Here is an 11,029-nt window from a genome sequence, read left to right on the forward strand (position 1 = left end):
CCTCAGGCAGCGATGGCCGCGAACGGCCGGTTCATGGCGGCACTCTCGGCGGCGTTCACGGCGTGGGCTTGGCGGCGAGCATGCCGTCGGCCCGCTGGCGCAGGAACTTCACGGCGCCGTCCGCGCCGCCTGACTTCAGCGGCGCCGACAAAGCGGTCCGCTGCGCCGCGACCTCGCTCACGTCGCCGTTGAGCAGGACGTCCTGGATACGGTTATTGGCATTCACGACGAAGTCGACCGCGGAATCGTCGCCGTCCGCCGCAGTCACCCGGGTCGCCACCACCCGCTGGGCGCCGCGCTCCTCGACCTGCGGGGTCACGTCGAACTTGCCGCCGGCCGCGCGGGCGAGGCGGTTGGCGTAGGTGACGGTCAAGCTGCGCTTGAACGCGTCGGTGATCGCTTCCTGCTGTTCCGGGGTGAAGCTCGACCATTTCGAACCGACGGCGATGCGCGCCATGGCGGGGAAATCGAAGGCCTTATCCATCGCCGGACCCACGGCTTCGACGCGCACGGGCAGGGGGGCCGGGCCGTCCTTCAGGGCGGCCGTGAAGGCAGCGTAGAGGTCGCGCACCGTCTGAACGGCGGGATCATCCGCGGCCCAGGCCGGAACCGGAACGAGCAGGGGAACGGCGATCAGGGCGGCCGCGAGCCGTCGGGTCAGGCGCACTTCTTCAACTCCTCGCCCTCGCCGAGCCGCGCGCCCATGCGGGGCGGGGCGTAGCTGTAGAACGGCCCGAGCGTCGCGGCCTGCGGCACCCGCTTGGCGCTGCGTGCGGTGTCCACCTCCGCCTCGCGCTCCTCGTCCTCCGGCGCTTCCGCGCGCAGCTTGGTCTCGATCCGGTGCCAGAGCAGCAGGCTCGGAAGGCCGACCCCGAGATCGGCGAAGCGCTTGACCAGCGAGAGGGCCAGCGCCGCCTCGGCCGGGATGTTGAACAGGCCGCACAGGGCGATCAGGCCACCCTCCTGGGCCCCCAGGGCGCCGGGCACCGCGAAGGCCGCGCCGCGCACTGCCTGGGCCAAGCTCTCGATCATCAGAGCCTGCGCAAAGTCGATCGGGTAGCCCATGAAGTGCAGGCAGACGTAGACTTCGAGCGTCCCGATCACCCAACCGATCAGGTGGACGCCCAGCGCGGCGGCGAAGCGGCCATGATTGGCGTAGAGGCGGCGCAGGCTGTCGTAGAGCTGGTCGATCGCCCCGAAGGCGCGCCACTCGCGGCCCGATGCGAAGCGGCTGAGAAGGCCCTGGATCAGGCGGTGCCCCGCCCGGCGCTGGATCAGGTAGAAGGCCCCGAGCGCCGGCACCGCAAGGGCGAGACCGCCCGCAACCGTCCGCGCGATCGGCCCGTCGCCGCAGATCACGATCAGCAGGGCGAGGCCGAGCACGGTGAACAGGAGCTGCGTCAGCGCCTGGGTCATCAGGTCGACGAACATGCTCGCCCCCGCGAGCGCGCCCGGCACGCCGCGCTTCGACAGGAGGCGCGCGCCGACGAAATCGCCGCCGACGGTGGCCACCGGCAGCAGCGTATTGATACCCTCGCGCACGAAGCGCAGCGACACGCAATCGACGAGCTTGGCGGTGCCCCTGGGGAACACGACGTGCCAGCCGAGCCCCGCCCAGGCGACGGCCACGATGCGGGCCAGCACCACCAGGGCGGTACCCCAGCCGGCAGAGACGACGGCGGCCGAAACATCCTCAAGACCGGAGGACATGAACAGGCCGACGACCGTGCAGAGACCGGCGATCGAGGCCAAGGTCGTCAGGCGCTTCATTGTCGTCTTTCAAGCTCGCAAAAGGCTTGATGCGGGAAATCGGCCACGGTCGCGGCAGAAATAGGTCCGACGGGCCGAGAACGTTTCTGCCACGTTGCAGCACGGATGAGCGCTGTCTATCACCCGTTTAACACACCGGGGGCCAAAGCGGCGGCGGCGCTGAAGCGCCTGCGTAGAAGGCCGCGGCACGTCGCAGAAGGGGCACACGTCATGGAGCGCGAATCACCGATCACGGCCCTCGAGGCCGTGAGCGACGACACGCATGCCGGCCATTATGCGGGTGGTGGAGCGGCGCCGGGCGTGCCGGCCCCGCACGCGCCCGTGATGGCGTGGAACGAGTGGGATCCGCTGGAGGAGGTGATCGTCGGCTCGCTCGACGGCGCCACGATCCCGACCCACCACCTGACGGTAATCTTCAATCTGCCGCGCGCCGCGCAGCCGTTCTACCGGCTTGCGAGCGGCTGGAAGTATCCGGGGTTCATGAAGAAGCTCGCCCAGGCCGAGCTCGACAACTTCATCACCATCCTGGCCGGCGAGGGCGTGAAGGTCCGCCGCCCCGACACGGTGGACTTCTCCAAGAAGTTCAAGGCGCCGCGCTGGTCCTCCCGGGGCTTCTGCGTGGCCTGCCCGCGTGACCCGTACCTCGTCATCGGCGACGAGATCATCGAGAGCCCGATGTGCTGGCGCTCGCGCTACTTCGAGGGCGACGCCTACCGGTCGCTGTTCAAGGAGTATTTTCGCGCCGGCGCCCGTTGGACCTCGGCACCGCGTCCGCAGCTGACCGACGACCTCTACAACTACGATTACCGGGTGCCGAACCTGAAGGCCGGCGAGCCCATGCAGTTCACGGTCAACGAGTTCGAGCCGGTCTTCGACGCCGCCGACTTCGTCCGCTGCGGCCGGGACCTGTTCGTCACCCGCTCGAACGTGACCAACCTGATGGGCATCGAGTGGCTGCGCCGCCACCTCGGCCCGGGCTTCCGCATCCACGAGATCGAGAGCCGCTGCCCGCAGCCGATGCACATCGACTCGTCGTTCATGCCGCTGGCCCCCGGCAAGGTGCTGGTGAACCCCGACTACGTCGACGTCGAGAAGCTGCCGGCCGTGCTCAAGAAGTGGGACGTGCTGATCGCCCCGCGCCCCGACCCGGTCGAGGGCTTCATGAGCAAGATCTCGATGTGCTCGCCCTGGACCTCGATCAACGTGCTCGCGATCACCGAGAAGAAGATCGTCGTCGACCAGAGCCAGCCGACGCTGATCAAGGCGCTCAAGGATTGGGGCTTCGATCCGATCCCGGCGCCGTTCCTGAGCTACGGGCCGTTCGGCGGCTCGTTCCACTGCGCGACCCTCGACGTGCGCCGCCGGGGTGTGCTGAAGTCGTATTTTTGATAGTCGAGCGGGCCGCTTCTCACAGAGGAGCTCTCCTCCCCCTTGTGGGGAGGAGCCGGAGGTGGGGGTGGTGCAGGATCGAGCGATTGGGTGCCTTCTGCACCACCCCCACCCCTAACCTCTGCCCGCAAGGGGTAGGGGAAAAGTGCCCATCGCTCACGACGTCGGCGTCAGACTAAGAAGTATACATCTGCCGCCCGCGGCAGCGACCATCCGCGCTCACCGCGCCCCGATCCCCTCGATCAGCGCCTTGTTGAAGCCCTCCGGGTCGGACATCTGCGGCGCGTGGCCGAGATCCGGGAACTCGACGAGCCGCGCACCCGGGATCGCCTGCGCGGCCGCCCGGCCCAATTCGGGATAGTGGCCGAGACTCGCCCGCACCTCCGGCGGAGCGAGGTCCTTGCCGATCGCCGTGTTGTCCTTCTGGCCGATCATCAGCAGCGTCGGCACCGCGATTTGCGGGAACCGGTAGACCACCGGCTCGGTGACGATCATGTCGTAGACGAGCGCCGAGTCCCAAGCGACCGCCTCCTTGCCGGGCCCGGTGTTGAGTCCGGCCAGCATCGTCACCCAGGGCTCGTAGCGGGGCTCCCACTGACCCGCGTAGTAGGTCGCGGTCTCGTAGGCGCGGATCGATTCCGCCGAGGTCTTCAGCTCCCGCTGATACCACTGCGCCACGGAGATCGGCGGCAGGCCCTTGGCGTTCCAGTCCTCCAAGCCGACGGGATTGACCAGCACGAGCCGCTCCACCGCCTTCGGGTAGAGCAGGGCGTAATGGGCGGCCAGCATGCCGCCCGTCGAGTGGCCGACCAGAATGGGGCGCTCGACCCCGAGCTGCGCCAGCAGTGCGTGCGTATTTTCGGCGAGTTGCCGGAAGGTGAACTGGTAGGCGGCGGGCTTGCTCGATTTGCAGAAGCCGATCTGATCGGGCGCGATCACACGGTAGCCGGCCGCGCTGAGCGCGCGGATCTGGCTCTCCCAGGTGGCGGCGCAGAAGTTCTTGCCGTGGAGCAGCACGGCGGTGCGGCCGTTCGGCGTCTCGGCCGGCACGTCGAGATAGGCCATCTGGAGCGTCTGGCGCTGCGATGGGAAGGTGAAGCGCTTGACCGGGAAGGGATAGTCGAACCCTTCCAGCTCCGGTCCAAAGGCCGGGGTGGCGACACGATCCGCCGTCGCCGCGCCGGGGGAGGCCAGCGCGAGGAGCGCGGCGGCGAGGATGGGTCGGAGCATGGCCGCCTCGTGTGCCAGCGGCGTCAGGCGCCGCGTCGCCGGCACAGATCGGGCATTCGAAGGGCGCTGTCCATGATGCGGGCCCGGTCCGTCAGCCACCGGGCCCGGACAGCGCGGAGCAACCTCAAGCCGCGGCCGGCTGCGCCACGGCAGCCTGATCGCGCTTGGTGTACCAGGCGTCGGACATGGAGAACGACGCGAACCGGCGCTCGTACCCGTTCCGGGTCATAAGTTCGGCGAGCGCTTCGTTCTGCTGCGGATCGGTATGCGCGACGCTGAGCAGCGTCACATCGTGTTCGGCAAAATCGAAGCCCTCCAGAAGGTCGAGCGTATCCTCCTTGGCGTTGATGCTCAGGAAGTCGATCGTGCGCGGCGCATTCGCCGCCTGCAGAAGACTGCGCAGCGTGACGGTCTCGACCTCGTACCTTCTTCCACTCCGCCGCGTGCCCGTCCCCGGAGCGGTTCCGGCCGACGCATCCTCGGCACTGTCCGGGTCGTTGAACAGGATCTTCAAGCCATCGTCGGTGTAGACGAACTTGTTCGTGACGTAGCAGGTCCGGTCGGCGCGCAGCTTCTCGTGCCGGCTGCGTGCCGGTTCCGCGATGGCCCCCTGCCAGCCATAGAGTTTCTCGAGCAGGCGCGTGGTGCTGGCACCCCGATCGTCCGCGGCACCGAACTCGACGAAATAGCCGTTCCGCTTCTATCCGAGTTCGAACAGGACCCAGAGATCCTGCAGGAGCGGCGCGCTGGAGAGCGCCGCACGCCGGGCCGCGAAGGTGAGGAAGTCGATCGCTTCGGCGTGAGCCTCCTGGCCCGGACCGACGAGGCTCTTGATCTCCGCGATCGATCCTTCGAGCGTCTCTCGGACACTCAAAACCGTCCTGAAGACGATGCCAAGCTCATTTTCCACGATCAACTCCTCTACATACGCGTCCGAGCGATCGGTCCGCCGCGGATTTCCGGAACCTTCCAGGCCTATACTCATCGATCAGCGTGGCATTCCGCCTGTCCCGCCCAGGCCGCTGCCCGGACGACTCGCTGATAAACAGCACCAGATAAGAACTATCCACCTCGGATGAAGTCATCCAAAACAAAATACAGAGGCCGCATTCAGGACAACCCAATATTATTCTGCATGTATCGACGGATAAGATCGATTCAAGCAAATCATAACGCGGTATATTTTGTCCTTCTTGCGGCCAAGCCTATGACGAGCTTTTGCAAAGGATTAGGAACAAGTCAATGACACGAACCACGAAAACGATCTTAACGCTTGCTATCCTGACCGGCCTCAGCACAGCTCCGGTCCTTGCCGCGGATGCGTGCGATCGCCTGGCCGCCCGGGTGATCCACGACACCGGCGTTTCACTCGCCGGCCGGGCCGGCCCCTACGCGGTGTTCCGCGCAGAGGACGCGGAGCGGATGAGCCTCGATTGCCGGGCGCCCGCGCGGATCACCGTGGCCTCCCGGGATCGGGAGCCGTCCCAGGCCTATTTCATTCTGGTCGGCCGCGCGGCCCGGGCCCTGGCCGGGGCGGATCCCGCCGCCGCCGAGGTGCTGGCGCTCAACCTGCATCAGGCCAGCCTCCTGGCCAACGCCCCGCGCCGCGGCAGCTCCGGTCGCGTGGTGATGCTGTGCGAGACCGGCCCGCGGACCGATGGCCTCCGGGAGGATCTCACGGTCTGCCGGGTCGCGCCCCGCACCGGGCTTTCGCGGATCCGCCGTGCGGGCTAGACCGCACCCATGTCGAATCCCGAACACCCCGGTCCCATCGTCCAAGTGGGCCAAACGCGCTTCGCCAACCACTTGCCGCTCGCGCTGATCGCAGGCCCGTGCCAGCTGGAGGGGCGAAACCAGGCCCTGGAGATCGCCGCAGCCCTCAAGGAGATGACGGCGCGCGCCGGGATCGGACTCGTGTTCAAGACCTCGTTCGACAAGGCCAACCGCACCTCGGGCAGCGCCGCCCGCGGCGTCGGCCTGGACGAGGCGCTGCCGGTCTTCGCAGAGATCCGCGAATCCCTGGGCTTGCCGGTGCTGACCGACGTGCACGCGGCCGAGCACTGCGCCCGGGCCGCCGAGGCGGTGGACGTGCTCCAGATCCCGGCCTTCCTGTGCCGCCAGACCGACCTGCTCCTGGCGGCGGCCGCGACCGGCCGGGCGGTCAACATCAAGAAGGGCCAGTTCCTCGCGCCCTGGGACATGAAGCACGTGGCCGCCAAGGTGACGGAGGCCGGCAATCCCAATGTCATCGTCACCGAGCGGGGCGCCTCGTTCGGCTACAACACCCTGGTCTCGGACATGCGCAGCCTGCCGATCATGGCGCAGGTGACGGGCGGCGCGCCGGTGGTGTTCGACGCGACCCATTCCGTGCAGCAGCCGGGCGGCCAGGGCGCGAGTTCCGGCGGCCAGCGCGAATTCGTCGCCGTGCTGGCCCGGGCCGCCGTGGCGGTGGGGGTGGCGGGGGTGTTCATCGAGACCCATCCCGACCCCGACCGGGCGCCCTCCGATGGCCCCAACATGGTCGCGCTGAAGGACATGCCGGCGCTGCTCGCCGAACTCATCGCCTTCGATAAGCTGGCCAAGGCCCGCGCCGCGTAGACGGGGATCCCAAAGGGCGAGCCCTTTGGTGGGTCGTCAGGGCAAAGCCCTGACTGAGTTCCAAGGCTCCCTGAGTCCCAAGGCTCCCTGAGTCCCAAGGCTCCCTGAGTCCCAAGGCTCCGCCCTGGACCCGCGAAAGGGCTCGCCCTTTCGAAACCCCGATCAGGGACGCGCCAGCACCTGGATCCGCAGGGGTTGGACGAGGCCGTAGCGGCCATCCGCCTCGCGTTCGGCCGCCGTCTCGAACGCCGCCTCCACGACGGGGCGCCGGGCCTCGACCGTCGCCGCACGGGCGGGGTCCACGGCGCAGACCCGCGTCAGGAAGGCGTCGAGGGACGCGAAGCTCTCCCGCCGCTCGACCGTGACGTCGCGACGGCACGCGAACGTGCCCCGGGACAGGGCTGCCGCGATCGCATCCTGCGCGGACGCGCGCACCGTAGTTTCGTCCTCGATGGGCTGAAGGGCATCGAAGAAGCTACCCGCCGCGAGCGGTTCCACCACCACGAGCGACCCGCCCGGGACGAGCACGCGCGCCGCCTCGACGAGGGCGGCGGCGGGGTCGGGCACGTGGTGCAGGGCGTTGAGCAGGACGGCCCCGTCGAAACTGGCATCGGGGAAGGGCAGGGCTTCGCCCGAGGCGGCCTCGAACTGCGCCTCCGGGACGGCGGCCCGGGCCTGCGCAAGCGCCGCATCGCCCGGGTCGATGCCGGTCACCGCAGCACCGTCCTCGCTCAGGCGCTTCGCAAGCGTTCCGCCGCCACACCCGATGTCGAGGATCCGCTTGCGGGACAGCGGCGCGAAGGTCTCGCGGATCAGAGTCAGGGCATCCATGCGGTCAGTCCTCCAAGTCTGCCATCATACGGGCCGCACTGGGCGGAGGCGATCTCGGCGTGCTTCGCGCTGAGCCGGTCCCTGCCGTCGCGGATTGGCGACCCGCTTGGGCGGAGATGCGCGCGCATCGGAATATTTTCGCAAGGTTTCGGATCGGACGCTCTTCGGAACGGCGAGCAGCGCCGTACGGCCGAGGCATCGCGCATGATGAACCGCGGTTCATAAAACCGACTGTGTGCGGAGCCGCACGCCAAGACCTGTGAGAACTTGGAACTGTCCCGCTGTGGCTACGTTATTGGGCAGGTTCGATCGAGGATCGAGAAGGAACATCATGCGCAAGATCGGTATCATCGCCACCGCCGCCGCTCTGGCCCTCGGCAGCGTTGCCGCCACGTCCAGCGCCGAGGCACGTCCCTACGGCTACCATGGCGGCTACGGCGGCTACGGTCACGGCGGCTACTACCGCGGCGGCCGTCGCGGCATCGGCACTGGCGCCGCCATCGGCCTCGGCATCGCCGGCCTCGCGGCTGGTGCAATCGCCGCCGGCGCGGCCCGTGACAGCTACTACGGCGGCGGCTACGGCTATGCCCCGTCCTATGGCTACGGCTACGCGCCCGTCTACGGCGGCGGCTACGCGGCCCCGGGCTACGGCTACTACGGCTACGGCTACTGAGATCGGGCAACCGTCAGGGAAGGGGCGACCGGCGAGAGCCGGTCGCCCTTTTCGTTTGGCGGGGTCCGCGGCCCATCATCGGCCGCGATAGGGCGGGACTCCGGGATCGGGCAGCCAGGCGTTCTTGGGCACATCGCCCGTCTGCCAGAACACGTCGATCGGGATGCCGCCGCGGGGATACCAGAACCCGCCGATGCGCAGGTAGCGCGGCTCCAAGAGGTCGCGCAGCCGCTTGCCGATCGCCACCGTGCAGTCCTCGTGGAACGCGCCGTGGTTGCGGAACGCGCCGAGGTAGAGCTTCAGCGACTTCGACTCCACCAGCCAGTCCCCCGGCACGTAATCGATCACCAGGATGGCGAAGTCCGGCTGGCCGGTGACGGGGCAGATCGAGGTGAATTCGGGCGCGGTGAAGCGGGCTACGTAGTCGGTATCCGTGTGCGGATTCGGGACCCGGTCGAGCCGTGCCTCCTCGGGGGAGGTCGGGAACGGCGTCGGCTGGCCGAGTTGGAGCGTCTCTGGTGCGGTCATGGCAGCGGTATAGATCCGGAGAGTTCTGGATTCAAAAGGGCTGAGCCCTTTTGCGGGTCCGGGGCAGAGCCCTGGTCCATGGGGGCTCTGCCCCCAAACCCCGGCCAAAGGGCTAGCCCTTTGGGATCCCGCTACCGGGCGCTCTCCCGTTCGGGACGCCTGTCACGACACGTGCACAGGCCTGGCCTACGCCGGTGCTTGCCGCCGAACGCGGCTTGACGGATAAGCCGCCGCGATGCGCCGCACCCCGAATCGGGGCTGCCGCCGCCGACAAGCGGCCCCGCGAGAGGACGTTCCATGACCGCGATCACCAATATCAGCGCCCGCGAGATTCTCGACAGCCGCGGTAATCCCACGGTCGAGGTCGACGTCATCCTGGAGGACGGCTCGTTCGGTCGCGCCGCGGTCCCCTCGGGCGCCTCCACGGGCGCCCACGAGGCGGTGGAGCTGCGCGACGGCGACACGAACCGCTTCCTCGGCAAGGGCGTGCTGAAGGCGGTCGAGGCGGCACAGACCGAGATCCTCGACGCGATCGGCGGCATGGAGGCCGAGGAACAGGTCGCGATCGACGAGGCGATGATCGAGCTCGACGGCACGCCCAACAAGGCGCGGCTCGGCGCGAACGCGATCCTGGGCGTGTCCCTGGCGGTGGCGAAGGCCGCGGCCGAGGCCTCCGGCCTGCCGCTCTACCGCTACGTCGGCGGCGTGCAGGGCCGGGTTCTGCCGGTGCCGATGATGAACATCATCAACGGCGGCGCGCATGCCGACAACCCGATCGACTTCCAGGAATTCATGATCCTGCCGGTGGGCGCCGATTCGCTCGCCGAGGCCGTGCGCATGGGCTCCGAGGTGTTCCACACCCTCAAGAGCAAGCTGAAGAAGGCCGGCCACAACACCAATGTCGGCGATGAGGGCGGTTTCGCCCCGAATCTTCCGTCCGCTGAGGCCGCCCTCGATTTCGTGATGGACGCGATCAGCGCCGCCGGCTTCAAGCCCGGCCAGGACATGGCGCTCGCCCTCGACTGCGCCGCCACCGAGTTCTTCAAGAACGGCGCCTACGCGTACGAGGGCGAGGGCACGAGCCGGACCATCGAGGCGCAGGTCGACTACCTCGCCCAGCTGGTCGACGCCTACCCGATCGTCTCGATCGAGGACGGCATGTCGGAGGACGACTGGGCCGGCTGGAAGCTGCTGACCGAGAAGATCGGTGACCGGTGCCAGCTCGTGGGCGACGACCTGTTCGTCACCAATGTCGAGCGCCTGTCGCGCGGCATCGCGGAGGGTACGGCGAACTCGATCCTGATCAAGGTCAACCAGATCGGCACGCTCACCGAGACCCTGGCGGCGGTCGATATGGCCCAGCGCGCCGGCTACACCGCGGTGATGTCGCACCGCTCGGGCGAGACCGAGGATTCGACCATCGCCGACCTAGCGGTCGCCACCAATTGCGGGCAGATCAAGACCGGCTCGCTCGCCCGCTCGGACAGACTGGCCAAGTACAACCAGCTGATCCGCATCGAGGAGGGCCTCGGCCCGCAGGCGCTCTACGCCGGCCCGTCGGCGCTGAAGCAGCTCGCCCGTCGCTGAATCCGGCGGATCGGTTCTGGGTTCCTTCCGCGGGGTAGGGGCCGGGCTGGGACGTCTGCGACGGCACCGGCAAGACACCCCGTCGCCGCGATGCGCGCTCCCTCCCCCCTCTGCGGGGGAGGGTGGCCCCCGAAGGAGGCCGGGAGAGGGGAGCGACGGCACAGGACGACGCTGTCGCCTTCAAACCTGCTCCACCCAATCCGGAAGCCGGGTTCCCCTCGCCCGACCCCTGCTCACGCAGGGGCCACCCTCCCCCGCAGAGGGGGGGGGGAAAGGCGCGGAAGGCCCATCCTGCACCGGAAAATCCGGTCCCGCCTAGGTCTCCCCCGGCACGCTCCAGACCCGCATCGGCCGCGACAGGCCCCGCAACTCGATCGTGCCGACCGGCCCCAAGCGCCGCGCGCACCGCTCGCCAAAGGAACC

The 11,029-nt window shown here is 68.6% G+C and carries 10 protein-coding genes and 2 pseudogenes; 5 read left to right on the forward strand and 7 right to left on the reverse strand.

Going from position 1 to position 11,029, the window contains the following annotated elements:
- Window positions 1–55: 55 nt before the first annotated feature.
- Window positions 56–667: a phospholipid-binding protein MlaC gene (locus MKK63_RS17760; protein WP_244004082.1), complete on the reverse strand. Its 612-nt coding sequence runs from the start codon at window positions 665–667 to the stop codon at window positions 56–58.
- Window positions 658–1,770 (reverse strand): HpnL family protein, encoded by a 1,113-nt coding sequence (locus tag MKK63_RS17765; protein ID WP_244004084.1) that lies wholly within the window; start codon window positions 1,768–1,770, stop codon window positions 658–660. Before MKK63_RS17765 ends, MKK63_RS17760 begins: the two co-directional genes overlap by 10 nt.
- 210 nt (window positions 1,771–1,980) lie before the next feature.
- On the opposite strand from MKK63_RS17765, the gene MKK63_RS17770 reads away from it, so the two are divergent.
- Window positions 1,981–3,159, forward strand: coding sequence for an amidinotransferase (locus tag MKK63_RS17770; RefSeq protein WP_244004086.1), 1,179 nt, complete (start codon window positions 1,981–1,983; stop codon window positions 3,157–3,159).
- A 219-nt stretch (window positions 3,160–3,378) separates the two neighbouring features.
- On the opposite strand, the gene MKK63_RS17775 is transcribed toward MKK63_RS17770, so the two are convergent.
- The 3 genes and pseudogenes from MKK63_RS17775 to MKK63_RS17785 all read right to left on the reverse strand — a co-directional run bounded on the left by MKK63_RS17775 (window position 3,379) and on the right by MKK63_RS17785 (window position 5,299).
- Window positions 3,379–4,389, reverse strand: coding sequence for an alpha/beta fold hydrolase (locus MKK63_RS17775; protein WP_244004088.1), 1,011 nt, complete (start codon window positions 4,387–4,389; stop codon window positions 3,379–3,381).
- Between the two features lie 124 nt (window positions 4,390–4,513).
- Window positions 4,514–5,050 (reverse strand): annotated as a pseudogene (locus MKK63_RS17780) (FkbM family methyltransferase); the annotation flags it as partial.
- 39 nt (window positions 5,051–5,089) lie between these two features.
- Complete coding sequence (locus tag MKK63_RS17785) at window positions 5,090–5,299, reverse strand: hypothetical protein (protein WP_244004090.1); 210 nt, start codon at window positions 5,297–5,299, stop codon at window positions 5,090–5,092.
- 332 nt (window positions 5,300–5,631) lie between these two features.
- On the opposite strand from MKK63_RS17785, the gene MKK63_RS17790 reads away from it, so the two are divergent.
- Together MKK63_RS17790 and kdsA are read left to right on the forward strand one after the other, a co-directional pair.
- Window positions 5,632–6,123, forward strand: a complete 492-nt coding sequence (locus MKK63_RS17790) for a hypothetical protein (protein ID WP_244004092.1) — start codon at window positions 5,632–5,634, stop codon at window positions 6,121–6,123.
- A 9-nt stretch (window positions 6,124–6,132) separates the two neighbouring features.
- Entirely contained in the window at window positions 6,133–6,987 is an 855-nt protein-coding gene (gene kdsA / locus MKK63_RS17795; protein WP_244004094.1) for a 3-deoxy-8-phosphooctulonate synthase, read from the forward strand.
- A gap of 162 nt (window positions 6,988–7,149) precedes the next feature.
- On the opposite strand, the pseudogene MKK63_RS17800 reads toward kdsA, so the two are convergent.
- Window positions 7,150–7,821 (reverse strand): annotated as a pseudogene (locus tag MKK63_RS17800) (class I SAM-dependent methyltransferase); the annotation flags it as partial.
- A 328-nt stretch (window positions 7,822–8,149) separates the two neighbouring features.
- Here MKK63_RS17800 and MKK63_RS17805 point away from each other — a divergent pair.
- Window positions 8,150–8,491, forward strand: a complete 342-nt coding sequence (locus MKK63_RS17805) for a hypothetical protein (protein ID WP_243927689.1) — start codon at window positions 8,150–8,152, stop codon at window positions 8,489–8,491.
- Between the two features lie 75 nt (window positions 8,492–8,566).
- Here the strand turns inward: MKK63_RS17805 and queF are convergent, their stop codons facing one another.
- On the reverse strand, window positions 8,567–9,019 hold the full coding sequence (queF, locus tag MKK63_RS17810) for a preQ(1) synthase (RefSeq protein ID WP_244004099.1): 453 nt from the start codon (window positions 9,017–9,019) through the stop codon (window positions 8,567–8,569).
- A 297-nt stretch (window positions 9,020–9,316) separates the two neighbouring features.
- Here queF and eno point away from each other — a divergent pair, with 297 nt between their 5' ends.
- The gene (gene eno, locus MKK63_RS17815) at window positions 9,317–10,606 is read left to right on the forward strand and encodes a phosphopyruvate hydratase (protein ID WP_244004101.1); all 1,290 of its coding nucleotides are present in this window, start codon (window positions 9,317–9,319) and stop codon (window positions 10,604–10,606) included.
- The last annotated feature ends 423 nt before the right edge of the window (window positions 10,607–11,029 follow it).

The organism is Methylobacterium sp. J-088 (assembly GCF_022829295.1).
Taxonomy (GTDB): domain Bacteria; phylum Pseudomonadota; class Alphaproteobacteria; order Rhizobiales; family Beijerinckiaceae; genus Methylobacterium.

Excerpts from the sequence above, each read along its gene's own strand:
- MKK63_RS17765 (WP_244004084.1), bottom strand. The coding sequence starts at position 1,770 with ATGAAGCGCCTGACGACCTTGGCCTCGATCGCCGGTCTCTGCACGGTC.
- MKK63_RS17770 (WP_244004086.1), top strand. The coding sequence starts at position 1,981 with ATGGAGCGCGAATCACCGATCACGGCCCTCGAGGCCGTGAGCGACGAC.
- MKK63_RS17775 (WP_244004088.1), bottom strand. The coding sequence starts at position 4,389 with ATGCTCCGACCCATCCTCGCCGCCGCGCTCCTCGCGCTGGCCTCCCCC.
- MKK63_RS17790 (WP_244004092.1), top strand. The coding sequence starts at position 5,632 with ATGACACGAACCACGAAAACGATCTTAACGCTTGCTATCCTGACCGGC.
- kdsA (WP_244004094.1), top strand. The coding sequence starts at position 6,133 with ATGTCGAATCCCGAACACCCCGGTCCCATCGTCCAAGTGGGCCAAACG.
- MKK63_RS17805 (WP_243927689.1), top strand. The coding sequence starts at position 8,150 with ATGCGCAAGATCGGTATCATCGCCACCGCCGCCGCTCTGGCCCTCGGC.
- queF (WP_244004099.1), bottom strand. The coding sequence starts at position 9,019 with ATGACCGCACCAGAGACGCTCCAACTCGGCCAGCCGACGCCGTTCCCG.
- eno (WP_244004101.1), top strand. The coding sequence starts at position 9,317 with ATGACCGCGATCACCAATATCAGCGCCCGCGAGATTCTCGACAGCCGC.